Origin of the sequence: Nostoc sp. ATCC 53789 (assembly GCF_009873495.1) — a bacterium.
In the GTDB taxonomy this organism is placed as follows: domain Bacteria; phylum Cyanobacteriota; class Cyanobacteriia; order Cyanobacteriales; family Nostocaceae; genus Nostoc; species Nostoc muscorum_A.
Genome location: NZ_CP046703.1, coordinates 691,002 through 716,444, shown reverse-complemented (window position 1 = coordinate 716,444; position 25,443 = coordinate 691,002). Strand labels below are relative to the sequence as shown.

22 protein-coding genes and 4 pseudogenes are annotated in these 25,443 nt (G+C 42.5%); 13 read left to right on the top strand and 13 right to left on the bottom strand.

All coding sequences use genetic code 11. From position 1 onward, the window contains the following. Positions 1-110: 110 nt before the first annotated feature. From GJB62_RS02690 to GJB62_RS02670, 5 genes are all read left to right on the top strand, one after another. Positions 111-359 (top strand): hypothetical protein, encoded by a 249-nt coding sequence (locus GJB62_RS02690; RefSeq protein ID WP_114080583.1) that lies wholly within the window; start codon positions 111-113, stop codon positions 357-359. 114 nt (positions 360-473) lie between these two features. Continuing rightward, a complete protein-coding gene (locus tag GJB62_RS02685; RefSeq protein ID WP_209271470.1) occupies positions 474-893 on the top strand; it encodes a response regulator in 420 nt (139 codons plus the stop codon). A gap of 668 nt (positions 894-1,561) precedes the next feature. Beyond that, positions 1,562-1,771: a hypothetical protein gene (locus tag GJB62_RS02680; protein ID WP_114080584.1), complete on the top strand. Its 210-nt coding sequence runs from the start codon at positions 1,562-1,564 to the stop codon at positions 1,769-1,771. Positions 1,772-1,835: 64 nt separating this feature from the next. Beyond that, a complete protein-coding gene (locus GJB62_RS02675; RefSeq protein ID WP_114080585.1) occupies positions 1,836-3,500 on the top strand; it encodes an FAD-dependent oxidoreductase in 1,665 nt (554 codons plus the stop codon). Positions 3,501-3,531: 31 nt separating this feature from the next. Next, the gene (locus tag GJB62_RS02670; protein WP_114080586.1) at positions 3,532-4,938 is read left to right on the top strand and encodes an ATP-binding protein; all 1,407 of its coding nucleotides are present in this window, start codon (positions 3,532-3,534) and stop codon (positions 4,936-4,938) included. Positions 4,939-5,105: 167 nt separating this feature from the next. On the opposite strand, the gene GJB62_RS02665 is transcribed toward GJB62_RS02670, so the two are convergent. From GJB62_RS02665 to GJB62_RS02650, 3 genes are all read right to left on the bottom strand, one after another. Then, the gene (locus GJB62_RS02665) at positions 5,106-5,411 is read right to left on the bottom strand and encodes a hypothetical protein (RefSeq protein WP_147262445.1); all 306 of its coding nucleotides are present in this window, start codon (positions 5,409-5,411) and stop codon (positions 5,106-5,108) included. 979 nt (positions 5,412-6,390) lie between these two features. Continuing rightward, positions 6,391-6,840: an Hsp20/alpha crystallin family protein gene (locus GJB62_RS02655; protein ID WP_114080587.1), complete on the bottom strand. Its 450-nt coding sequence runs from the start codon at positions 6,838-6,840 to the stop codon at positions 6,391-6,393. 457 nt (positions 6,841-7,297) lie between these two features. Continuing rightward, on the bottom strand, positions 7,298-8,608 hold the full coding sequence (locus tag GJB62_RS02650; protein ID WP_159402441.1) for an IS701 family transposase: 1,311 nt from the start codon (positions 8,606-8,608) through the stop codon (positions 7,298-7,300). A 63-nt stretch (positions 8,609-8,671) separates the two neighbouring features. On the opposite strand from GJB62_RS02650, the pseudogene GJB62_RS37335 reads away from it, so the two are divergent. Together GJB62_RS37335 and GJB62_RS02640 are read left to right on the top strand one after the other, a co-directional pair. Then, positions 8,672-8,926 (top strand): annotated as a pseudogene (locus GJB62_RS37335) (transposase family protein); the annotation flags it as partial. A gap of 317 nt (positions 8,927-9,243) precedes the next feature. Beyond that, positions 9,244-9,579: pseudogene (locus GJB62_RS02640) on the top strand (ISAs1 family transposase); the annotation flags it as partial. 55 nt (positions 9,580-9,634) lie between these two features. Here GJB62_RS02640 and GJB62_RS02635 read toward each other — a convergent pair. Further along, positions 9,635-10,243 (bottom strand): annotated as a pseudogene (locus GJB62_RS02635) (transposase); the annotation flags it as partial. A gap of 45 nt (positions 10,244-10,288) precedes the next feature. Here GJB62_RS02635 and GJB62_RS37935 point away from each other — a divergent pair. Then, positions 10,289-10,411, top strand: a complete 123-nt coding sequence (locus GJB62_RS37935; protein WP_258551411.1) for a hypothetical protein — start codon at positions 10,289-10,291, stop codon at positions 10,409-10,411. 27 nt (positions 10,412-10,438) lie between these two features. Here the strand turns inward: GJB62_RS37935 and GJB62_RS02630 are convergent, their stop codons facing one another. The 3 genes from GJB62_RS02630 to GJB62_RS02620 form a co-directional block, all read right to left on the bottom strand. After that, entirely contained in the window at positions 10,439-13,609 is a 3,171-nt protein-coding gene (locus tag GJB62_RS02630; RefSeq protein WP_114080562.1) for an efflux RND transporter permease subunit, read from the bottom strand. 126 nt (positions 13,610-13,735) lie between these two features. Beyond that, the gene (locus GJB62_RS02625; RefSeq protein ID WP_114080563.1) at positions 13,736-15,085 is read right to left on the bottom strand and encodes an efflux RND transporter periplasmic adaptor subunit; all 1,350 of its coding nucleotides are present in this window, start codon (positions 15,083-15,085) and stop codon (positions 13,736-13,738) included. 369 nt (positions 15,086-15,454) lie between these two features. Further along, entirely contained in the window at positions 15,455-15,847 is a 393-nt protein-coding gene (locus GJB62_RS02620) for a hypothetical protein (RefSeq protein ID WP_114080564.1), read from the bottom strand. An 81-nt stretch (positions 15,848-15,928) separates the two neighbouring features. On the opposite strand from GJB62_RS02620, the gene GJB62_RS02615 reads away from it, so the two are divergent. From GJB62_RS02615 to GJB62_RS02605, 3 genes are all read left to right on the top strand, one after another. Next, positions 15,929-16,606 carry a response regulator transcription factor gene (locus tag GJB62_RS02615; protein WP_114080565.1) on the top strand — a complete coding sequence of 226 codons (678 nt, stop codon included), beginning with the start codon at positions 15,929-15,931 and terminating at the stop codon, positions 16,604-16,606. A 59-nt stretch (positions 16,607-16,665) separates the two neighbouring features. After that, positions 16,666-17,940 (top strand): HAMP domain-containing sensor histidine kinase, encoded by a 1,275-nt coding sequence (locus tag GJB62_RS02610; RefSeq protein ID WP_114080566.1) that lies wholly within the window; start codon positions 16,666-16,668, stop codon positions 17,938-17,940. Positions 17,941-18,185: 245 nt separating this feature from the next. Beyond that, positions 18,186-18,422, top strand: coding sequence for a TauD/TfdA family dioxygenase (locus GJB62_RS02605; RefSeq protein ID WP_245246081.1), 237 nt, complete (start codon positions 18,186-18,188; stop codon positions 18,420-18,422). A 145-nt stretch (positions 18,423-18,567) separates the two neighbouring features. Here GJB62_RS02605 and GJB62_RS02600 read toward each other — a convergent pair whose 3' ends face one another. Next, the gene (locus GJB62_RS02600; protein WP_147262441.1) at positions 18,568-18,762 is read right to left on the bottom strand and encodes a hypothetical protein; all 195 of its coding nucleotides are present in this window, start codon (positions 18,760-18,762) and stop codon (positions 18,568-18,570) included. A 23-nt stretch (positions 18,763-18,785) separates the two neighbouring features. On the opposite strand from GJB62_RS02600, the gene GJB62_RS02595 reads away from it, so the two are divergent. After that, a complete protein-coding gene (locus GJB62_RS02595; RefSeq protein ID WP_147262442.1) occupies positions 18,786-19,001 on the top strand; it encodes a hypothetical protein in 216 nt (71 codons plus the stop codon). Positions 19,002-19,068: 67 nt separating this feature from the next. Here GJB62_RS02595 and GJB62_RS02590 read toward each other — a convergent pair whose 3' ends face one another. From GJB62_RS02590 to GJB62_RS02580, 3 genes are all read right to left on the bottom strand, one after another. After that, positions 19,069-19,227: a hypothetical protein gene (locus GJB62_RS02590; RefSeq protein ID WP_245246080.1), complete on the bottom strand. Its 159-nt coding sequence runs from the start codon at positions 19,225-19,227 to the stop codon at positions 19,069-19,071. A gap of 475 nt (positions 19,228-19,702) precedes the next feature. Then, positions 19,703-20,149, bottom strand: coding sequence for a hypothetical protein (locus GJB62_RS02585; protein ID WP_147262443.1), 447 nt, complete (start codon positions 20,147-20,149; stop codon positions 19,703-19,705). A 180-nt stretch (positions 20,150-20,329) separates the two neighbouring features. Beyond that, entirely contained in the window at positions 20,330-20,509 is a 180-nt protein-coding gene (locus tag GJB62_RS02580) for a hypothetical protein (RefSeq protein WP_147262444.1), read from the bottom strand. 163 nt (positions 20,510-20,672) lie between these two features. Here GJB62_RS02580 and GJB62_RS02575 point away from each other — a divergent pair. Further along, positions 20,673-21,748, top strand: a pseudogene (locus GJB62_RS02575) (IS1634 family transposase). Here GJB62_RS02575 and GJB62_RS02570 read toward each other — a convergent pair. Together GJB62_RS02570 and GJB62_RS02565 are read right to left on the bottom strand one after the other, a co-directional pair. Then, positions 21,660-22,019 (bottom strand): hypothetical protein, encoded by a 360-nt coding sequence (locus tag GJB62_RS02570; RefSeq protein WP_159402440.1) that lies wholly within the window; start codon positions 22,017-22,019, stop codon positions 21,660-21,662. The pseudogene GJB62_RS02575 and the gene GJB62_RS02570 overlap by 89 nt on opposite strands. A 37-nt stretch (positions 22,020-22,056) precedes the next feature. Next, positions 22,057-25,311 carry a WD40 repeat domain-containing protein gene (locus tag GJB62_RS02565; RefSeq protein WP_114085069.1) on the bottom strand — a complete coding sequence of 1,085 codons (3,255 nt, stop codon included), beginning with the start codon at positions 25,309-25,311 and terminating at the stop codon, positions 22,057-22,059. Between the last annotated feature and the right edge of the window lie 132 nt (positions 25,312-25,443).

Genomic DNA, 25,443 nt, shown 5'->3' with positions numbered 1-25,443 from the left:
GCAGTGAGAAACATTTTTATGAAAAATCATTGATACCTTTCGCATCAATGAGAGTTTAAGGTAATTGCACTAATGTCTGCGAGGGTGTAGGAAAAGGAGACAAATCCAGCTTGGAAACTGCGTTTAGGACAGAGAACTCAGCAGTTCATCTCTTACCCTTAGCTGCTATTTTTGTTTCATTGATACTATTCTTTACACTCGAATTATTTCAAAAATGTTACATTCGCCATCATTTTCTGGCTGACTCTCGCGATCGCACCCGTTTTCCTCAGATCGGAATTGCCGGGGTGATTACCAAACCCTTTAAACCCAACTCTATTTACAAAGAAGTTACAGAAATTCTGGATTGGGACAATTAATTTTGAAGTTTTGTAACAAATCCTATATCTTCATTAGTTTTTTATTTTTTGGATTTATCTTTCTTAGTTACAGATAAAAATATTTTGAATGATAGGAAAGTCTAATTAAATGAAATGAATATAGTAAAGGAGGTAAATACAATTAGCAAAACGATATTGCTAATTGATGATGAATTGAATGTACGTGAGATAGTAAAACTTTGCCTCCAAGATTTAGCTGGTTGGAATGTGGTGACAGCAGATTCTCCATTGGAAGGATTACAGAGTGCAGTACGCGATAGTCCCGATGCAATTGTATTAGATATCTCAATCCGTGATACTGCTAGTTTTGAACTTATAAATAAAATCAGAAATAATCCAGAAACTCAAGCTATTCCTGTAGTCCTGCTTAGTGCTAAAGTACGATGGCTGAATTCGCAAATTCTTCGACAGTATGAAGTTGCAGGTGTAATCCTCAAACCTTTTGATCCAGTTACTCTACCTGCTCAGATTGCTACACTGCTGGATTGGGATTTCACTTCACTAATCAATTAAAGAATGTGTAAAACATCCAAATACAAGTAAGTGGGCGTAAATAATTGTTGTTGGGATAGGGCAATAGGCATAAGGGTTTTAGCCTAGTTAATTTTCCTTTACATAGTTTGATTTTATTCTGCCAACTTACTTATAGAAATACGCTTGGGTTAGTGCCAAAATCCTTAAACTGCATAGTGGTCTATCGCATTAATTTTGCTAGGTTTGTAGTGAGCGATTTATCGCTCAAATCAAGGACTAAAGTCCTTACTACGAACTTTTATAACCCTTCAGAATTAATGAGACAGACCAATAGTGGTTCCAATACTTGTCGGTTAAGGGGAAAAGGGGAAGGTGGGACCCCCTCTGGGGATAAGGGGCGGGGGAAAGGGGAAAGAAAAAACCTTTAACCTTGCAGGAGTACGCGGTTCATTCTCTTATCCCTCAAAATTAATGCGATAGACCAGTAATATTCCCCATGCTGTATGGGCTGTGAAACCGCGCTTTACCCGGAATGACCAAAATAGCTTTATGATTCTCTACAAAACCATATTTGAAAATATTGTGGTAGTAAACCTAAATATTCTCAAGCTCAGTCTGAAACATAGTAAATTACTTAAAAGTGATTCGTGCAATCTGGGTATTGAACGTTCTTCCAGGGTCAAATAAAGTGCAGGGAGATGAAAAGTATGGCTGAACACCCATTTCATGACCAACTGAGTTTAGAGGAACAAGCTGAGAAGCTTGGAAAGCAAGCAGTAAGTTTGGGTCTGATTCCCAGTTTTGTGGTGCATTACTTTCCAGATACTTGGGTATTTTATATACCTAATGAAAGTCAATCAGAAGCGCTGACACCAGAAGAGGCATACTTTCGTTTAAAGCAACTGGTTAAACAGTAGATATTTTAACGACAAATTTTTGAAGATAACAGCTAAGTACTGTAATTGTTAAGTAACAGTAGTTATGGCGAAACCTGCAATTTTAACCGTCGATGACGATCCAGAAGTGTTGCAAGCGGTGTCACGAGACTTGCGGCATCAGTATGGCGATCGCTTCCGCATTGTCCGGGCAGATTCCGGTATTACCGCTCTGGACGCGGTACAGCAACTCAAATTGCGGAATGAAGCAGTTGCTTTATTCTTGGTGGATCAAAGAATGCCTCAAATGGGAGGTGTGGAGTTCCTTGAACAGGCAAAAGTCATCTTTCCTGATGCCAAACGTGCTTTGCTGACGGCCTATGCAGATACGGATGCTGCGATTAAATCAATTAATAGTGCCAGGCTTGATTATTACCTACTCAAGCCCTGGAATCCACCAGAAGAGCGGCTATATCCAGTTTTGGATGATTTACTAGATGACTGGCTAGCAGGATTCCGTCCACCCTTTGAAGGGATTCGAGTCATTGGTAATCGCTGGTCGCCTTTTTCCCATCAGGTAAAAGACTTTTTGGCGCGTAACCAGATTCCCTACAAGTGGTTGGATATTGAACTGGAGCCGGATGCAGCCAAATTAATAGAATACGCCCAAGCTGATGGCAGGCAGCAATTGCCCTTGGTGCTGTTTCCCGATGGTTCCAGATTAATCCAACCATCTAATTTAGAGATTGCCGCTAAAATTGGGCTGCAAACCCAGGCAGAGCGACCATTTTATGACTTGGCGATCGTCGGTGCTGGCCCTGCTGGACTGGCAGCCGCAGTCTATGGCGCTTCTGAAGGATTGAGTACGGTGTTAATTGAGCGTGAAGCACCAGGCGGTCAAGCAGGCACAAGTTCGCGCATTGAAAACTATTTAGGATTTCCTGTTGGCTTGAGCGGCAGCGATTTGGCCAGGCGGGGAGTCACTCAGGCGCGGCGATTTGGGGTAGAAATCCTCACTCCTCAAGTAGTAACTGGAGTTAAGCTGCAAGATCCTTATCGGGTTCTGCAATTGGCGGATGGCAGTGAGATTAGTTGCCATGCACTTTTAGTTGCAACCGGAGTTTCCTACCGTTGGCTAAATGTCCCAGGAGCCGAAAAGCTGACAGGAGCCGGAATTTATTACGGTGCTGCCATGACTGAGGCGATCGCCTGTAGCAATGAAGAGGTTTACCTCATAGGTGGGGCAAATTCTGCCGGACAAGCAGCAATGCACTTTTCTAAATATGCCAGCAAAGTGATTATGCTGGTGCGGGGCGAGTCGCTTTCATTGAGTATGTCCCAATACTTGATTGACCAAATTGCGGCGACTGCAAATATCCAAGTTTGCACAGGTTGCAGCGTTGTCGAAGTCAAGGGAGATGAACATCTAGAAGAAATTGTGATTGCCCATGCCAAGACTGGACAAACCCAAACCGTGCCAGCGCGATCGCTTTTCATCTTCATTGGTGCTATCCCCAAAACTGATTGGCTCGATGGTATTATTCGACGCGATACTCAAGGATTTATCGTCACAGGCCCCGACTTAACGCAAAATGGCAAATCTCCTCTAGGTTGGCCTTTGGAACGCTCACCTTTCTTGCTAGAATCCAACGTTCCTGGCATATTTGCAGCCGGAGATGTGCGATCTGGGTCAATTAAGCGGGTGGCATCCGGTGTGGGTGAAGGCTCGATCGCTATTCAATTCGTTCACCGCTACCTGAGCAATGTTTAGCTGGAACAGGAAAAACTAAGGAGGTTGATTCATGTTGTGTATTGAAGAATTGATCAACTTAGACCCGTTTCAACAGCTTTCTCAAGAGCAATTGGAGTGGGTTTGCGATCGCGCTCAAACAGTTGAACTTTCTGGTGGAGAAGTGTTGTCTCATGAGGGAGACCCTGCATGTCGCTTATTTATCTTAGTCAAAGGTAAAATCAACATCACCCGCCGCAGTGAAGGAGTTGAAATTCCCATCGGGCAACACGAAGCCCCATCCTTTTTTGGTGAAATTCCAGTACTTACAGATGAACCTGCACCTGTCACAATGCGGGCATTGACAAATTGCCACCTCTATCAATTAAAAGGAGAAGATTTCCGTAAACTGCTGCATGAATGTCGTAATTTTGAGCGGATGGTCTTCCGCATTATGGAACGTCGGATGCGGGGATTAGAGTCTTTCATTCGGGGACGGGAAAAGATGGCGGCTTTAGGGACACTTGCCGCCGGTCTAGCTCATGAACTCAACAACCCAGCTTCAGCCCTCGTTCGGACTTTAGGGGAAATGCCAGCCGCTATCCTGGAACTACAACGAATGAACTTAGTTTATGGGCAACGCAATGTTGAAGAAGCCCATACTCAAGACTGGTTGAGAATCCGGGATCAAGGCTATGATGCGATTTTAAATAATCGCCTAGATCCAGTGACATTAAGCGATCGCGAAAATGTCTTGCTGGAATGGTTAGAAGATTATGGTGTGAAGCAGGCATGGAAATTAGCCGAACCTTTAGCAGAAGGTGGTGTTGAGGTCGAAACCCTAGATAAGATGATGGAACGTTGGCGCAACGACGAGACTGAATTGCGAGAAATGGGATTGCACTGGCTATCGCTCTCATTTGAAGTCATGTCAATGATTAAACATGGTTTACGAGGAGCCGAGAGAATTTCCGAACTTGTGCAAGCGATGAAGTCATACTCTTACCTCGATCAAGGCGTTCAGCAAGAAGTCGATGTGCATCAAGGTTTAGAAGATACATTGCGACTGTTTGTTCATAAACTCAAGTGCGGCATCCAAGTACAACGTAATTACGAGCAACATCTTCCCAAAATTCTTGCTTATGGGAGTGAACTAAATCAGGTGTGGACGAACTTGATTGATAACGCCATAGATGCAATGGATGGTAAGGGACTGCTGGAAATTACAACACACCATTGCGATCGCTTTGCCCATATTGACATCATCGATTCTGGTAGTGGAATTCCACCTGAAATTAAAACCCGCATTTTTGAACCTTTCTTCACCACCAAATCAGTGGGGCGTGGTTCAGGACTCGGCTTGGAAACTGTTCGCCGGATTGTAGAAAATCGTCATCACGGTACGCTCTCATTTGAATCACAGCCAGGTAGAACTTGTTTCACTATTTGCTTGCCCAAGTCAGCCCCTTTAGGGAATTAAAAATTAAAAATTAAAGATTAAAAATTAAAGACAATCAGTGGGAGCCTGTCTGACTTTTCACGGCATCTGGAAAACCTCACTTCTATTTCTCTCTCCGACTTGGCTACGGTGTACACACAAGTACTATCTGAAAGGGTTTCAGGCGTTATAGACCCCTTAAATTGTCATTACGAGCGCAGTGATAACGGAGCGAAGTAATCACGTAATCCTGTAGTTAAAGTCGATTGCTTGTCTGCGACACGCTCTTGCGAACGTCGTTCCTCCTCTCTACGAGACGCTGCGCGAACGCTCCGGACAGGCTTCAAGAGCGATCGCCTCCGGCGGGCGGGTACCCCATCGCACAATCCTATTGCTAGATGACGAAACCAAGTGTCAGGTGGAATTTCACGACTTGTGTGTACACCGTAGCTCCTAAAAGGAGAGAGACTTTGAATTTTCCCCCTTCCTGCGTCGGGAAGGCAGGGTGGTTTCATACAACGAGAGAAAAATAATAATGGTTTGTAGAGGGTAAAGAAAAATGGATAACTAACAAGTATGAATCTCGTCGAACAATTGCAGCAAGTCCCAGACTATAGGCACATCCGGGGACGAAGACATGAATTATTCTTTACATTTAATCTGATTTCATTCATTGGCTATTAATGCAGTTCGCTACAATAAAATATAGTTTTTCTCTCTGAAATCTGAAAAAAATCTAAGGTTTTATATGATTATGCGCCTTCCCATAATTGCTATCACCTTTCTGGTTGCCAGTCTTACTACAGGTACACTTTTGAGTGTTGCTGCTCCAGCTTCAGCTCAGGAAATAATAACTTGTTCAAGCCAGAATAATCGAAGGAATACTTGTTCGATAAATGCAAGAGGTAGAGTGAGGCTTATCAGGCAATTGTCTAACGCCAGTTGTAGAGGAAATTGGGGCTATGGAAGAAATCGTATTTGGGTGAAAAATGGTTGTCGAGCTGAGTTTTCAGTTGGCGGTCGTAGAAACGGCAGATATGACAGAAACGACAGATATAACAGAAACGACAGATATGACAGAGACGGCAGATATAACATATAGTCAACGGGCTATTTCATCAACATATAGTGGGACTTACGCAAAAACCCTCTAAAACTCTTATTCCTCCGTGACCTCTGCGCCCTCTGTGGTAGCCTGCGGCAAGCCACTTCTCTACGAGACGCTACGCGAACGTGTCTACGTTTTCCGTTACCCGTGCGTAAGTCCTAATATAGGACTTATATTTGATTGCGTGAAAAAACTCTGTACAACTCAAAAAGCCTTCTTTCTTATTGCCTATTGCCTTCCCACGCAAGTAAAGATGGCTACGCTACGATGCGCGAACAAAAATCAAATCCCGACTTTTTCTCCATAAAAAAGCCCAGTCATCTTTTAACTGGGCTTTTAGCTATCTCAATCAATTATTGGAGGTAAAGTAGTTTCCTCAACATCAATTAAGCAGTAGTTTGCTCTAGATTAACCTTGACAACTTTGTTCTTTTCTTTCTCGGACTTGGGCAGTGTCAAATTCAAAATACCGTTTTTATAATTTGCGGTGACATTAGTATTTTGAACCCGAGCAGATAGAGGAATTACACGTTGGAATTTACCATAGTAGAATTCGCTCTTGGTAGTGCTATTGTTTTGGGTTTTGGTTTCAGACTTGCGTTCACCGCTAATGTGAACAGTATCTTCTGTAACTTGAATATCTAGGTCTTTAGCTTCCAGCCCTGGCAGTTCTAGCTTCAGATAAATTGCATCATCAGTTTCTTGCAGTTCAGCAGCCGGAACTTTGACAGAGCCTTTTTCAAACTGTGCAGATGGGACTTTAGTGTCTCCCAATAGACCGTTGATGTAACTTTCTAAAGTGTTGAAATCTTGTGCAGAGTTGTAACGAAATAACATATTAATTTATCCCTTGTATCAGTAGTAGTTTTTGGCTCAACCAACTTTGGATTTAAATCCTTGCTTTGATTTCCATAATATTGATAAATAACAAGTTTGTAAATTCGGTTATTCTCACCAAACAATGGATGATTCCCTCACCAGATTAGGCGGTAAAAAAGATATTACGGTTTACTCGAATTTCTCGGTTCGGTAAACCGAATAATAGCTGTTAAAGGGGATTTGCTTTAACACTAAGCTTTACTTTCTTGCAGGGTCAGCGCGTCTCAAACCCTATTGACAAGCGGACTTGCCTGATCTATCTAGTAATCAGGTTGGAAACAAAGTGACACTATCCGAGCTAGGGTAAGATTTAATCCATCTAGGTGCAAGGTTCGAGTAATGTCAACCGGATTTGAGAACAAGAAAAGCAAAACCAAAGCATCTTTTGCACCCAGCATAGCCCTGTTTTGTCACTCTAGGCAGAGGAAAAGTAGAAATCAGGGTGAGTTAGAGAAATAAAAATTGAACTAGTGAGGCTATAAATAATAGATTGAAGTTTAGAAAAACCCAAGGACAATTGGGGAATAGGAAAAACTGTTAACCAGGGATATATTAGGTTAAATAAGGTAAAAGGTTGAATTATTAAGCGGAGATTGTTAAGAATATTCTTCCAGCCTTTTTCATCATTCCACCAGGGATGCGAAGCTAATTTTGATGGAGATTTTGGCACAGAAGACTGGATTTGTTCAGAGTGTAGGCTAACCATTAAATAGCTGCTACAAACAATCTCCCACCAGCGTTCAATATCCGGGTAGTGAGTTAGCCGATAATCTGACCAACCTAATTCATTCTTGCTTTGCTTCAACCCATACTCAACCCAAGTTCTTAAACCGTAAAAGTTTCCCACATCTCTTGGTGTAAGGTCTGGGTATTTACTCATTACATACCAAGTAGTGTTACCAGGTAATTTCTCTCGGTCTGTGGTAATCTGCCAGTACCTATTTTCGCTACGTTTACCATGAATTATTTCTCTGATAAACCTATTTTCACTACTCAGATCAGAAAATACTCGTTTAAACTTGTGCCACTTTAAATATTGAGTATATTGTCTTGGAAGTAAATCCACATCATGGTTTGAGCGAATCGCTACTATATAGTTTAGATTCATTTCATCTAACACAGATATGAAGTTAGTTCCACTTTCTTCATACAAACTGTCTGCCAGTACTAAGTTAAATTTAAAGCCCATTGACTTGAGCTTTCGCATGAGAATTGCTGCTATTTGTGGCTTGGTTAGGTATTTATCTTCTGGCTTTAATCTTTCACGAGGCTTATATATTTCAAATAGCAGTGGAAAAGTCATACCGCAGAATACGCCATACGCTGTTACTGCCACAATTCCATTCTCTACTTTCCCCAAGTTTCCTATATACTGTCGTTTCACATAATCTGTCTTATTCCCTTTCTTTTTATCTCCTGTTTCATCAATAATCAGAATGATTGGTCTACCTTTTAGTACTTGTAAAATTAGCTCTAATCGCAAATCTCTTAACTTCTCTATATCCCACGGTGATGTAGTTAAAAAATGATGTAAACCCTGTTGGTTATCCAATCCTACAATCTTTGCTATTTCTGGTAGGGTTTTCCGTTTTAGTTCAGAAATACACCCTACATGAAGGTACTTAAAAGCCTCGAAGCTCCTAACATCTGGAAACAGGCTTTTATACCACTGGCAATATTCGTCCACAAATTTAACTGTTGGTGCGGCTGGACGGGGCTGTACCATACTCTGTGTCTTGGTTCTAGCATTTGTACCTTATTATACTACCGCCAGAGTGACAAAACAGGGATAGATAGCAAAGACATTACCACTAAGTTTCAGGAATATTTCACACAAATAAAAGACCCCAGAGTGAAAATGACAAGATATCATTTACTCACTGATATCATCACCATAGCAATTTTGGCAGTAATAGCAGGAGCGCAAGGTTGGGAAGATATTCAGGAGTATGGACTCAGTAAAGAGGAATGGTTGAAAACGTTTTTGGAACTACCATTCGGAATACCCAGCCCCGATACTTTTAGGAGAGTATTTGAGAGATTGAAGAAGAATTCAGAAGTCAGAATGGGCTAAACGCCCCGCTACCGCTAACAGGAGTCAGAATAAATCAGTCGGGGATTCAGACCCGCGACTGATTAAAGACCACCAAATCGTAGATTTAGTGGGGGTCTTAAACCCGGCTATTCAGACGCTCTCTACGAGACGCTGCGCGAACGTGGACTCGCTTTAAGCGAAGCCATGCCGTTGGCGCAGCCTCTCGTAGAGAAGGCTTTACGCTGCGCTATCCGCCACTCGCACAGAATTCATTCTGTTAGCGGTAGCGGGGCGTTTAGCCCATTCTGACTCCTGACTCCTGAATTCTGTTCGATAAAACTACCCACGAGGTGCAATTTTACATTACTAGTCTTACCAGTGATGCTCACAAAATTGGTAGCGCTATTCGACAGCATTGGGGAATTGAAAACTCTGTTCATTGGACATTGGATGTTACTTTCCACGAGGATGAATGCCGAATTCGTTCTTTACACAGTCCACAAAACTTTGCTTTACTACGTCGCATTGCTCTTAATGCATTAGAGCGAGAATCGTCTTTTTGTCGCAGTATTCGCCAAAAATCACGACGAGCAGCTATGAATGATCGCTATATGCTTTCTGTGTTGGCTGCGGCTCTCTCAAACTCACTACCTCTGCCATAATCCCCCTGCTGTCAATAGGGTTTGAGACGCGCTAACCCTGTTCTAACTCTTCAGGACTCCATTCTAATAATTCAATACGTTTATATTTTTCTTTGGCAAATGTATCATCAACTAACCGATTATTTTTTAAAGGGCAGTAATAAATTTTTTCTAAACTATCAACATAAAGCATTAAACTCTGTACGGCATACCATGTGTCCATCAAAACAGTATCAAATGGTAAAAGCTTATGATATACAAGGTTTTGCAGCATGTCTTTCACATGGTCTATCTTGGTTTTGCCATTGACATCAGGATTAAAAATGCGGTAATCTATTACCCAAAATCTTTGAATAGTAGGGTTGACATACATGCAACTAACTACACCAATACCTTTGAGGACACCATGCTCATTACCACTATATTGTCTCCTGACTATTTCTATTTCTTCAGAATACCTTTTATCTAAAACGCTATCATCAAATATTATGTAACCATTGGTATCAGGCTCAACTACCTCTTTCACGTTATCCCAGAGTAATCGAGGTGTTAACTTTTCTCTCTTTAAATAGTAGTTAATTGCATCATGGCTAATAGTCTCCAAATGCTCTGCCAAATTGGTCATCGTATAATTAATTTGACTACTTAATAAGTATTGGCAGTAATTAAGCTTAGTAAATCTCATTCCCGTAAACAACATTTATCTCATACAACCTCTACCTATTTTCTCATGAATATTTCATGCTTTGCTTCCAATACACCAGCTTCTATTACGAATACAAGGCTTTCGGAATCAGATTTAAATAATACTTATGTACTAGTAATTGGCGATCGCATTGTGCCAGTTGCGTAAGTCCTGATGATTTAGCAGCAGCGCTATCTAGGTAGCTAGTTTCTCCGGCTTTTTTACAGTTGGTGATCGCGGTGATTTCCGTCCAGAAAGATCGTATAGTAAACCCATAAGTGCGGGTACAACAGTGGGAGTCAAAATAGTAGAAAAAGCCAGACCACCTGTTAAAACAATGCCTAACCCTTGATATAACTCTGAACCTTGACCTGGTAGAACTGCTAGCGGCAACATCCCCAACACACTAGTTCCAGCAGACATGAAAATGGCACGTAAGCGATCGCTTGTCGCATTATATAAGGATGCATCAAAATCTTCGCCTGCTTGCTGGAGTTGCAAGGCGCGATCAACTAGCAAAATGGCGTTGTTAACAACCACGCCTGTAAGGATCACAAATCCCAAGGCTGTAATCATATCCAATGCCACATTCATTCCTGGAATCATGTTGGCAATCACTAGGCTCAATAGTGCGCCACTCATACCCATCGGCACTGTTGCCATAATCACCACTGGGTAAAGGAATGAGCGATACAACGCTATTAGTAATAAGTAAGTAATCAAAATCGAAAATGCAAATGCAGCAGCTAATTGGCCAACAGTTGTTGCTAACTGATCTGCTGAACCTGACAGTTCTAGCCGATAGCCTGTGGGTAAACTGGCACGCAGAGGAGCTAGAATTTCTTCTTCGGTACGTTCTACCAGCGTAGCAAGAGGGGCATCGGGTGCAAGGGAAACTGTAAGGCTAATTGAGCGCTCTAAATCAACGTGGTTAATGGCATCAGCTCCCGTTGTTTCCACGACTTCGGCAATATCCCCTAGTTGCACTTGTCGTCCTTGTGCATATAGAGGTAATTGGCGCAGTTGCTCTGGCGTTTCCACAGCAGTATTTTGTAGTTCCACCGAGACATCTAATTCTTCTTTGCCATCAATGTAATCGGAGGCAACTTTACCACCCAATGCTGCTTCTACCATTGAACCAATTTCCGCTTCCGAAAGTCCTACTTCGGCGATGCGTTCGCGGTTGGGAATCACTTGTAATTCTCCTGCACCCAATACAAAGTTTGAGCGCACATTCTGAACCCCTGGAAGCGATCGCAATTTCCCGGTAATTTGCTTTTCTAAATCACCAATCTGATTTAAGTCAGCGCCAACAATATCCACTTCAAATTCTTTACCCGGATCGCGGAATATAGAAATCCGTGTTGGGATCACAAAACGGTATCCAGCAAAGTTACTACTTTGGGCACGTAACCGATCCACCATATCAGCGAGTCCCGTAGTTGTGGCAAATTCTGGTTTTAAGATCGTCGCAATCCCGCGCAGTGCGCCTGGACGATCAACGTACATGATACGCTCAACTTCTGGTTGCGATCGCAGAAATTTTTGCACAGATTCAGATTGCCGAATCGCTTCTGGGATACTAGTTCCTGGCAACGGTTCTGCCCGCAATACAACTAAGTTACGATTTCCTTCGGGTAGATAATCGGCAGGTGGTAAGAGAAGAATACTAGTCACTAATAAAACAACAGGAATCGACAGCACAATTAACCTGCGACCAATACGCTTACGTCCCAATGACCAACTGACGGTAGCGGCGAGAAAGTTTTCCAGTTTGCTTTGAAAATGACGAAACACCGCAGAGCTTTTAGCTACCATTCGCTCAAACCAATTGCCGCCCCGATATTCACCACCCTGCATCATTTGCATGGCTTCCGATTGTTTGAGGAACAATCCCGATAGCATTGGGACTAAAGTTAATGCCGCAAACAGCGAGAATAGAGAAGAGGCAGAAAGAGCGATCGCCATATCGGCGTAGAGTTGCCCTGCTTCACCCGTCACCATTAATAGTGGTACAAAGACTACTACGTTGGTTAAGGTGGAACCAAGCATTGCCCCCCAAACTTCTTGCGTACCTTCAATGGCTGCCCGTATGGCGTTTTTACCTTGCTGCATGTGGGTGAAGACATTCTCAATCACAACGATCGAGTTATCTACAACCATACCCACAGAAAATGCTAGTCCTGCTAAACTGATGATGTTCAATGTGCGTCCAAATGCAGACATGACAATGAACACAATAATTGTACCTATAGGAATGGTGATTGCAACTACAGCAACAGTTCGCATTGAGCCAAGAAATAGAACTAAGACGATAGTTGCTAGTAATGCTCCACTAATCAAGTTATCTCGAACGAAACTTACTGATTGATTGATGTATTCACTTTCGTCATAGTTATAGACAAAGCGAATACCTTGGTTTTGCCGATCAAATTCAGTTTGGAGTGCAGCAATTTCTGCCCGAATGCCTTTAGCTACCTCTGGCACATTCGCCCCAATTTGCCGAATTATACCGACTGCTACCCCAGGTTTGCCGTTGAACACCAACGCACTATCTTGGGGTTTGCGTCCCATTTGTACTTTTGCTACATCTCCCAAGTAAACTGTGCCCGATTGATCACGTCGCAGCACAAAGCCTTCAATTTGAGATAAATCTTGCGATCGGCTGATTGTGCGGACTCGATATTCCCGTCGTCCGAGAATTAATGGCCCACCCCGAATATCGCGGTTGTTTTCTTGAAGAACTCGTACTACATCGCCAATTGCCAGGTTGCGATCGCTTAATGCTTTCGGATCAACTTTCACCTCGACTTCTCGTTCTTGTCCACCCACTAACAAAAACTGCCCAGTTCCTTCGACTCGCCGCAAACGGGGAATCACCACTTCGTCTGCTAAGTCCCGATAACGGTCTGCATCTGGTTGAAATCCTTCTTTGGTATCAAAGGGAATCCACATCATCGGTGAACTGTTACCACCCACTAGTTCTACATTCGATTCCTGCGCTTCTGGAGGCAAACTTTCTACCTGTTGCAAGCGGTTGAGAACATCTATCATCCGTTCTCTGGCGTTGGCATCCTGAGCAAATTCTAAGATAATGCTGCTGCGTCCAGCACGAGAAGTACTACTAATTTCTTGGACACCTAGCACCTCTTGCATCTGTTCTTCGATGGGGCGGGTAATCAGGTCTTCTACTTCTGTTGGCCCTGCGCCCGGATAGCTAGTTGTGATCGTAATTTCAGGGCGATCGCCCCCTGGTTGCAATTCTAGGGGTAACTTTAGTAGAGAGAACACCCCGAACATTGCTAGCAAGCAAAACAAAACAAAAGTTCCATGTCGCCAACGAACGGCGGTTTCAATAAAATTCATATTAATTCGTAATTCAGAAAGTCATATTTAAACTGGGTTTCCAGTATTTTGAAGAAGGAAAGGTTAAAGGAGAAAGAGACGATTCTTCCTCTTTAACCGACTTCTTTCTGCAAGAAGTCTGATGTTTTAAGTTGGATCAACTATCTTTACAGGCGCACCATCTTGCAATCCATCACCGCCACGTAGCACAATGCGCTGACCGGTGCGTAAAGTGGGATGATAAATTGCGACATTTTTACCCATGTCAGCAACCATCTCGACTGGAATTTGTTTAGCTTTGCCGTCAGCAACTACAAAAACTAGCCACTCGTTTTGCCTTCTGGTTAATGCATCTCGTGATACCACAAAGCTAGAACGGTTCGAGGGCATATTTAAGTTGCCTGCGATCGCCATTCCTGGTATTAATCCTGACGGGGGTTTGTTAATTTGGACACGCACCATCTGGCGACGAGAGGCTGTATTGGCAGAAGGGACGACAGCAGTGATGGTGGCACGTTGTTTCCATTGCGGTAGGGCACGAGTTGTGAGATCAATTGTCATCCCTGGGGTAACTTTACCACTGAGTTCTTCTGGTAACTCTAGGAAAATATCGAAGCGATCGCCCGCTACTAAGGTGACAATTTCACCAGAACTTTGGACTAAATCACCATTGCTGATGTGGCGAGTTTGCACTATTCCCGATTCCGATGCCAGAATCCGCGTGCGCTGCCGGGCTAATTCTGCTTGAGCTAAACTGGCTTTAGCTGCTTCTACATTTGCTCGTTGAGCGGCGATTTCTTCTTGAATTGGCCCAGCTTTAGCTTCGGCAAGTTCTGCCTCGGCTTCTAACCGTTCTCCTTGGATGTTATTTAATTGTGCTTGGGCTTCCACTAACAATCTTTGAGATAAAGCACCCTCTTTCACAAGATTGCTAGTACGTTTCAGGTTATCCTGTGCTTCCAGTTCTCGCGCCTTCGCAGATGTGACAGCTGCTTGACGTTGAGCAATGATTTCTTTTCGAGTACCGACTTCCAAACGGGCCAAATTGCTCCGTTGTTGTGCCAGTTGCGCTCGTGCTTGGCTAATTGCTAATTGCTGATCGGTATCGTCGAGTAAAGCGATCGCCATCCCTATTGTCACGCGATCGCCTGGTTGCACTGAAATTTTCTTGACAATTCCACTAGTTTGAGCGCGGATTGTTGACTGCTGAGTGGCTTCTACTTGTCCCAACAACTGGACACTTCTTGTAGCACTTCCAGTTGCAAGGGAGATTGTTTCAATTGGTTTTGGAGGTGGCCCTTGTTGTTGTGCAACAGAGGAGCGTGGTGCGCCACCAGGAGCTAACATCCGCCAGAGGATAATGCCACCGATTGCCAGAAATAAAATCAGCAATCTCCAGAACCAAGATTTACGCGAACGAGTAGGTGCTAACTCAGAAGGCACAGAACTATCTGATTGGGTTTCAACCGTTGAAACTTGAGTTTCAGAAGTATCCATAGCAATTAACGGTGGGCTACTGAGGGTTAAGGGCTAAAGATTAACCTTTGAAAGTGAACAATGAATAGTCAAATGTTCGCTATCAACAGTCAATTATTTAGATATTAAGTAAATTTACGTTACCTTTCTTGTAGTTTATTAGATAAATATGACAGAGAAATGTCAAGGTTGGTCATTGGTCATGAGACTTCTGGTATAAATCAAAAATAAGAACCCTACCTTGTTTATTTACTGTGTATAGACAAATCTTTTAAAGTTACTGCGTAGCGTAGGGTAAATTAATTTTTGCAGGTCGATGCAATAAAGGTGCAGCTTGATGCAACAAAGGTGTAGGTTGATGCAATAAAAGACGCGATAAATCGCCGTTTCTTACCTTAATGTATTGGACTCAACTATTAGTTCTTCAACGCGATCGCGCGGTAAGCCTAACTCCTGACTAAGAGCGACTTCAAGTTTGCTTATATCTGTGATTGGAAATTCAAATACTATTGTTGTGAGAACTGAGTTATTTGTTTTAACGTTTACCCGTGAAATTCTTTTTTGGGGAAGAATTTCCACTTTGATCGCTACTATCCTTTTCATAATCTGTCGTGCTGATTGGGTATCTGCTAGCAGATATTTCTTGGTGAGGTTGGAACGACTTAAAATCCGATCGCCAACAAAACCGCTCCCCAGCCAAAAAACTAACCCAATCAACGGCAAGGACAACCAAAACACAAAGCCTAATGATCGCAACACTTGAAAAAGTTTGAGCTGCTGCATGAAAGGTATAAAGTTGAGTGTTTCTCGTCACTTTTACCTTAATCTAAAATAGCAAGGAAAAATTACGGCAACCTGAGCAGGATGTTGATCTTACTAGTCGAAGATGACCCATCGCAGTTAGAGCCACTGCGGGCAGCATTATTAAAGGTAGGGCATACAGTCGATGCGATCGCTGATGGGGAAACAGCACAATGGTTTGCTTTTCGCAAAGACTATGACTTGCTGATTTTAGATTGGATGTTGCCTAAAGTGAGTGGTGTAGAATTGTGTCAAGTATATCGACGAGCAGGTAAGCTGGCTCCTGTATTGATGCTGACGGCGAAAGACACGGTTTTAGATAAAGTGATGGGTTTAGATGCTGGAGCCGATGATTACTTGGTAAAGCCTCTGGATGTTCTAGAGTTATTGGCACGAGTCCGGGCACTAGGAAGGCGATCGCCTATGTGGCAAGGAGATATACTTAGCTTGGGCGATTTGCAACTTCATTTATCCACTTTGACCCTCGAACTTGGTTCGTTGACAACTCAACTTTCTAGCCGGGAGTTTCAATTGATGGAGTATTTAATGCGTCATCCCCGGCAAATATTATCTCATAATCAGATTGAACAAGCCCTTTGGAGCTGGGGAGAGCAACCAGAAAGTAACGCAGTGACTACCTTAGTTCGCCGCTTGCGCCAGCGCCTACAGACCATTGGTGTCAAAGATTGGATAGAAACAGTGCATCGAATGGGCTATCGAATAAATCCGCCAAATTTGTAAACCGTCGAACGGGGGCAAGGGGCAGGGATGAAAAAGTAATGACTAATGACTAATGACTAATGTTTGATCATAGCCGTCGTAATCTTGCTCACTGGTTTGCCCTGTCAATGGGTGGAATTTTGTTTGCTTTTGCAGGGGTGGGTTATTGTCTGAGTGTAGAAGAACAGTTGCGGGTTTTTGACGACGAACTCTTTTCACAAAGTAAAGCCTTTGCCGTCAAAACTCAATACTCGCTTTATCAAAGTCAATGGCAAAATCAGCGCGGCCAGACTCCTGTAGAAAGCGGTGTATCGTTGAATGGCGGACTAATGTACGCGCGGTGGTATAACTCTAATAAACAACTTTTGCAGTTTATCGGTTTATCGGGTAGCAAACAGTTGACCGCAAAACCTGGCTTTCAAACGGTAGAAGCACCAATAGGCTCAGAGTCATCTACTACAAGAACCTGGGTTCGCCAAGTTACACTTCCTGTTTTGGAAGGTAAGGTGCTGATTGGCTACTTCCAAACGGCGGCTCCAATGAACTCTTTACGCATTGGGCTAAATCAAGCCCGCTTGTTTTTAACTTTTGGGGTTCCTGTGACCTTTGGTGTAATAGGCATTACAGGTTGGTTTTTAGGCGGATTGGCAATGCTACCAAGCCTTCGTGCTTATCAGCAATTGCAGCAATTTACAGCAGATGCTTCTCATGAATTACGCGCACCCGTTGCTACGGTATTGAGCAATGCCCAAGTTGCCCTGATGCCCCCCGAAGACCCCGTGGAACAAAGATTGCGATTGCAAAATATCGCCCAAACTGCTAAGTCTATGAGTACGCTGATCAATGATTTGCTTTTTTTGTCGCGTCATAATGGCTCCCTTGCGGAAACCGGATTAAAACCCGTTGATTTGTGTGAGATATTGCGATCGCTTGCCCAGGATTTCGCAGCCCTTGCTCCTGCTCAAAGTCTCAATTTTAATGCTCACCTTCCAAAGCATCCCATCATGTTAAAAGCCGATGCTAATTTGCTCAAACAAGCTGTAATTAATCTTCTGACTAATGCCTTCAAGTACACACCAGCAGACGGTAAGGTAGAATTACATCTTTTTCCCCAGTCTCACTACGCAATCATTCAGGTCAAAGATAACGGGATTGGCATTCCGTCCACTGATTTGCCATACATATTTGATCGTTTTTATCGTGTAGATACTGTCCGATCTCGGCAAACAGGCGGCTTTGGACTTGGACTGGCGATCGCTCAACAAATTGTGCAACGATACGGAGGGCAAATTACTGTAAATAGTATGCTAGGTCAAGGCTCCACATTTCAAATTAGCCTTCCCCTGAAACTTTGACAAAAATAATTCAAAATGTTTTTCGCTTTCGACGGCGTTGTTGTGTGAATAGGCAAAATGGTAAATTTTACATATCGCCTATGTTGGTTCGCCACTTAGCCCAAAGATGAAGACGAAAGCCCAGTATAAAGTTAAGAATTGGAACGCTTATGATGCTGCACTAAAGCAGCGAGGCAGTATAGATTCCTCGGAAATTACATCCAATTGTCTCAACTCACAAAGTAACTGGGCACTGTTGTTTATATTTGGGTTCTGACACTTCGATTCTCAAAGGGCTAGAAAACAAACCAGAAGCTGCTAAACACTATTGGCAGGAATTGTTTCGCGAGATTCTGGACTGTACGCCAGTTTATGCCCATATTTGGCAACCTGGAGATATTGTGTTTTGGGATAACTCCCAAGTTATGCATACGGGTATGCCCTACAATCCAAACAAATATAAGCGAATTGCTCTCCGTGTTGCTGTTATGGCCAATAGCTGAAGTTGAAGAACAACTGCGGGGTTTGGCGGGGTCAACAAAAGAATTCTAGCCCTCAATTAGTTCCGTTATTGTGTCCCCTTGCGGGGTGATTAGTTTATGCTATCAAGTCCAAATTCTACCAAGTAGAATCCCTTGAATCCCACAATTAATCACTTACAGCATTGTTGACAGATGGCGTGTTAGAAACGGATGGTGCGCGAGATTTTACCCAACGGACAACAGAAAGTCTTTTACAGTGATGATTGCTGGAAATAGAATTATCACTCAGTTGGAAAAATCGGTAATTCAATCTCAAGCGATAGCGATCGCACTCTGGTCCAATAGCTGCTGAAGATTGCACTCAGAATTTATCGGGATAAGTTCATGAACAACCAACCGAATCACAAAAACCTTAGCCCACAAGAAACGCCATGTCCTATCTGTGGCTCACAAAATTTTGTTTGGGGTCGTACCGTTGGAGAATCAGTAAGTCAGTGGGTGTATTTCCGTGCTGATGGGGCTGGGTGGGGGGAAGGCGAAAAGCTACGGGCACGTAAATGTAGAGATTGTAACAATGTTCAGTTATTTACGTATGATTAGCTGTCAAGACAAACGAAACTAGCCTTGAAGCTAAAACCAGCACTCCAGTTAAAATTTGTCGCAGATTTCAAGCAGGTGCAGAACCACCAAGCGCATTTCTGTAAGCATCAGCAGTTTCTATGCCAAAACCACCAGCTTGAGCATGACGGAGTAGCGATTGTACTATCGGCATCGCAATACTCATGCCATGTGCTTGAATTGAACAAAGAAAGCGATCGCTGCTCATCAAAGGGTTGAATCTGCATTTGATGTCTTTTCAGTTGGCAAATAGCAGATTAACTCTCGAATAACAATTTTTCTAACCTTTTTACTTCGCCTGATGTGAGTAAAATTCTTATTGGTTTAAAATTGATACTTTATAACCTAGCGTTATTGTATAAAGAGAGTGTCTGATATTCTAACTGGAAACATATTTAGCTCTGCGTTCCTCCCTTCTTCGTTGTTTATAGTTACTAACCTGATATTTAAGCCACATGAACGGGTAAATATCTCCTGCTAAGTGAAAACCTATAGACCCAATAAGTCCTACATCTGAATAAAGCAATGTTACAGTGAAAATATAAAAAACAATATGCGTAATAATATGTAGCATTCCTTGATAAATATGATTCCCAACACTTACAAACAATCCCCAAAAATGCCAAGTAATAATTATTTGTATATAGGCTTAATTGATGTACTAGTACTCCACGAAATATCAACTATTCTGTTATTGGATTTAATATACATACGGTAATCATAAATAATATTTTCTGAACCTTTTGTCGGGGCATAAGCCTTACAGCAACGAGATAAGCATCATTTTCTACAATTTGGCTGACTCTCAAAAGCTTTAAAAGCTTACTTAAAACTAATACGAATATAAAATAGGAAATTAAGCCAATTATTAAGGAAATTACTGGGAATATTTCAAGTTTTAAACCAACTGATGGCGCATCCCATCCTATAATATAAGTTACAGAAAAAAAGGAAATTAACGAAATTTGATTCCATAAAATATAAAAGCCAAAACCAGATTTGGGCCTTTCTGCTTTTCGTTGCTTTTTAATTAATCGCCTTTGAGCTATGCTGTTATATAAATACACCATACTTATAACAGCTACAAAGAATAGAACACAATTAGTTAATGGAGGTAATTCAGTTTTCACGATTATCTTTTATTGGGTTCAAGCAAGTTTAAATCCATCACGGCAACCATGTCTTTCGCATAACGCGTTGTAAGCCTTGGCATCTGCTCAAAGTCGCGGATACGTGTTGATGGTGCGGTAGTACTTGGGGCTGCTTTGGAATAAGGAGTAAGTCATTTTGCTAAGTTAATTTATCTCAAATCACTCTTCTTCATCTGTCACATCGCTGTATGCGGAATCATCCACAGCCAATACAGGCTTGCCCATAGCAGCTTCGATTTTGGCAAGTATCATCCTTTGACGCGATGCCATAAAACCCTCAAAGTCGTCTTGTCGAAGTGTTATTGCGTCGATTTGATGAGTTGCCAGAATTGCATTCATACCTGCATCGTCTAGCTGAACACTGTCATGCTTTTGAAGTTGAACCAGATATTCACTTGGAGCTTTACCGCCAATCATGCGATTTGCTTTAAACCCAGATTCCGCAGGTGCGCTCGTAAATGCTGTATTTTTGAAAATGACCTAAATGCTGCATTTTAGAAGCATGACAGCATCATTAAATATCAGGGTACAGGATATTGATCACTGCGGCATAGTCGCAGGCATCTGTGATGAGATGAATTTAGTAGAACAAATTAACCGACTGCTGGGAACTCACTCTCAAGAAATCATCAGTGCAGGTCAAGTTGTAAAAGCAATGATTTTAAACGGATTAGGATTCGTGAGTGCGCCGTTATATTTGTTTGAAAAGTTTTTCGTAGGCAAAGCTACCGAGCATCTTTTAGGAGAAGGAATACGTCCAGAACACTTAAACGATGACCGTTTGGGTCGAGTATTGGACAAATTATATGAGGCGGGACTAACGAAAGTCAAGCCAGAAAAGAAGCTGACCTCAAGCAGTTGGAAAAACGTTTAATTAAAAAGTTATCAGTTGCCCAATCCGAACTTCGGCAGTTGTCAAACCAAGAATTTGCTTGCTCAAAAGATGCTCTGATTGCGGCACAACGGCTCAGTTCTAAGTTGCCCTTACACCAACTGGCTAATATCCAGGTTAAGGAAGTAAAAAAACATACTGGACGTGGTAGACCCAGTAAGGATGCTGCCCCTACCTTTTACTACCAAGTCGATGCCACGCTAGAACCCAAGGAAATAGCCATCGCCATCGAAACCAAACGCGCTGGAAGATTTATTTTAGCGACCAATGTCCTCGATGCCGAAGAACTCAGCGATGAAGATGTTTTACGTGAATATAAGGCACAGCAGTCTACTGAGCGTGGTTTCCGATTTCTCAAAGACCCTTTATTTTTTACTTCCAGTGTCTTTCTCAATTCGACTGAGCGAGTTGCCGCATTAGCAATGATTATGGGTTTGTGCTTGCTTGTTTATAGTCTGGGTCAAAGAGCTTTACGTCAAGCCTTAGAACGGGCAAAAAAAACTATTGATAATCAGTTGGGTAAACCAACTTCTACTCCCACCTTACGTTGGGTGTTCCAATGTTTTATGTCAATTCATTTGGTTACCGTCTCCCAAATCAAGCAAATTGCCAACTTAACCCATGAAAGGCAATGGATTCTTCAGTTTTTTGGCGCTCCTTGTCGAAAATATTATCTTCTTTCTTAACTAACCTGCGGAATGTGGGTTTAAACGATATTGGAGTTTTGTTGAGGATAGAGTTATAGCGAGATGCGGGAATACCCTGCTTGTCACACCAACTTTTGGGGAAAATGTGATGAATATCTAGTCTGTGTTCTTCCCAATCACTTTCATCCAAATCCCGAATAGTGGACTTCCAAAAGAAATCTTGAGAACCTTCACGTTGAATCAAGGTATTGATACCCTTATATGCAGCACTAGTTCGGGAACGCAAAGTCCCTAAACGTGCAGGATGCATTCAAAACTTTTATTGCAGTTGTCAACCGTAGGCCGAGTTATTGGTTCTCTGTGGGTACTGATTGCCAAGCAAGGCGATCTTTCCAGTGCGATGTGAAATTAAGTTGAACTGCTTGCTTAAAATCCTCTAAAGCTGCTAAAAAAGCTTTCTCTTTTAGCTTGGCTGCTCCTTGGTTGTGCAACTGTTTGGGGAATTGTGGATTCCATACATATTTTTGACAAGTTTGGTAGGCAATTTCTACATCACTGCCATTTTCAGGATTTTGAAAGACGGGATGATAATTTAATCTGTTGCAGCAAACTTGCAACCATTCTTGCCACCCACAGTACCACAAGCGGACTGTTCCATCAAGACTACCACTGACAATCAGTTTACCATCAGGGCTAAAAGCTGCGGAATTTACCCAATACTCATGCCCGCGCCAAGGTCTACCAATGGGGTTGCCGTAAATATCCCACAAGCACACTGTCGAATCATTGCTGGCACTGACAATCCACTTACCATCAGGGCTAAAGGCGACAGAATTAACTTCTTTTTCATGCCCACGCCAAGGTTGACCAATGGGGTTGCCGTAAATATCCCACAAGCACACTGTCGAATCATTGCTGGCACTGACAATCCACTTACCATCAGGGCTAAAGGCGACAGAATTAACTTCTTTTTCATGCCCACGCCAAGGTTGACCAATGGGGTTGCCGTGAATATCCCACAAGCGGATTGTCGAATCATTGCTGGCACTGATAATCCACTGACCATCAGGGCTAAAGGTGACAGAATTGACTTCTTTTTCATGTCCGCGCCAAGGTTGACCAATGGGGTTGCCGTGAATATCCCACAAGCGGACTGTCGAATCATTGCTGGCACTGATAATCCACTGACCATCAGGGCTAAAGGTGACAGAATTGACTTCTTTTTCATGTCCGCGCCAAGGTTGACCAATGGGGTTGCCGTGAATATCCCATAAGCGCACTGTCGAATCATTGCTGGCGCTGATAATCCACTGACCATCAGGGCTAAAGGCGACAGAATTAACTTCTTTTTCATGCCCATGCCAAGGTTGACCAATGGGGTTGCCGTGAATATCCCACAAACGGATTGTCGAATCATTGCTGGCAGTGATAATCCACTGACTATCTGGGCTAAAGGCGACACAATTGACCCAATTCTCATATTTGCGTTGCGATCGCCCGATGACCCGATCTTGTAGTATTTGATGTAGCTCCCACAAACGCACAGTTTTATCGCCACCACTGATAATCAGCTTGCCATCAGGGCTAAAGGCTAAGGAATTAACCTGTCCTTCATGTCCCCGCCAAGGTTGAGTGATGGGGTTGCCATTGATATTCCACAAGCGTATTGTGCGATCGCAGCTACCACTAATAATAAACTTGCCATCAGGGCTAAACGCTACAGAATTTATATGTCCTTCATGCCCGTGCCAAGGTTGACCGATGGGATTACCTTGGATGTCCCATAACCGCACTGTAGAATCACTACTACCACTGACAATAAACTTGCTATCAGAGCTAAAGGCGACGCAAATAATTTTCGCCTCATGTTTGTGCCAGGGTTGGGTAATGCTGTTACCTTGTAAATCCCACAAACACACCGTTCCGTCAAAACCAACACTGATAATGCAATCGCCATTTGGGCTAAAGGCGACGGAAATAACTCCTTCCTTGTGTCCGCGCCAAGGTTGAGTAATGGCGTTACCTTGTAAATCCCACAAACAAACTGTTCCGTCAAAACCAACACTGACAATGCGTACCCCTCCGGGGTTGGCGCAGCCATCGCTATTTGGACTAAAAGCGACGGAAATAACTCCTTCCTCATGTCCCTGCCACGGTTGAGTAATGAGATTACCTTGTAGATCCCATAAACACAAAATTCCGTCAATACTGCCACTAACAATAAACTTGCCATCAGGACTAAAAGCTAGACAATTAACCTCTTGCTCGTGCCCCAACAAAAATTGAGCGGTAGGATTGCCAATGATATTCCACAAGCAAACCGTAGAATCGCTACTGCCACTAGCAATAAACTTGCCATCAGGACTAAAGGCTAGACAATTAACCTCTTGCTCGTGTCCGCGCAAGCTATTTGCCTCTGTGGGTGTGTTCATTGCTTCCTTTAAGCTTCCCAAAACAGGAGCTAGAAGCTGGTTTGGATATTTCTCTAAATTCTCACCCATTGTTTGAATTGCCAGCACCAAACCCTCTAGCGGTTGGACAGGAAGTAAATTCAAAACCCTGGCGGATTGCTCGCGCAGTTTTAATTCAGTCAGTGCAAGGTTTAACTTTTGAATCTCTTGTTCCTGGCGATCGCGCCATCCAACACTAGCATTAATAAATTGATTAGCTTGTTCGCTTAAATAACCAAACGTTTGCTCTTTTAGTTCTTGATAAGTCTTTATCTTCAGAACCCGGTTTGCAATATTTTCTCTTTCCCACAGCACATCTAAAGTGTATGCCAGAAGTGGTAAATAATCATTTTGTTGGTGAAAATCATGAATAATTTGCTCAACTAATCCTTGTTCAAAGGTAACGCCATTTTTAGCAGCAGGTTCAGCGATCGCTAACTTTAATTCTGCATCACTCATTCTAGTGAGTATACGACTATAGCGATCATGGATCTTTGCAAGTTGGGGATACTCACTAAATCTATCCAAAAAATCAGATCGCATGGTTAAAACAATTTTGACAGAGCTATCCTGCTGCTGGAACAGTTGAAAGAGACTAGCAACAAATTTATAGCGTTCCGGTTTTTGAGTTTTTGTAAACAGTTCTTCAAATTGGTCAATAAAAATCAGAATGCACTGATAATCTTGTTTGAGGAATGTGACAATTTTAATTAGGGTATTTTCTCTTATTTCTCGAGCAATATCTGCAATTTGCGATTTTTTACCATAAGTAGAAGCAAGACACTTATAAAGAGATATAAAAGGATTTTCATCTGGGTGAAAACTTATATTAATTAATGAATTTTTATGAGATCCTAAATAAGGAATTAAACCTGCCCGAATCAATGATGATTTGCCACTGTCTGATGCTCCTAAAAGCAAGAGTACATTATCTTTTTTTAAGCAATTTCCCAGATTAGCAATCCACTTCTCCCGACCAAAAAATTTGTCTTTATCTTTAATTTCAAAAGTTTTTAGTCCTAAGTACGGAGAGTCTGTTTTAAGTGGACGACAATGAATGTCCTCAAAATTACTGTCAGAAAAAAAGTCGTATTCAGAAATACATTGGACATTAAACCCAATATTTATATCGCCTTCAGAACTGTTAACCATCTTATCTCCTTACTTTTGGACATCTCTGGCTAAATCTTTACCTCAGTTATAGTTCCTCGGCTAATCTTTGTAAGTAACTCAACAAAATTAATTACACATTCTCTGGTGAAGCTTTCCCTGTCACCGCCAGGA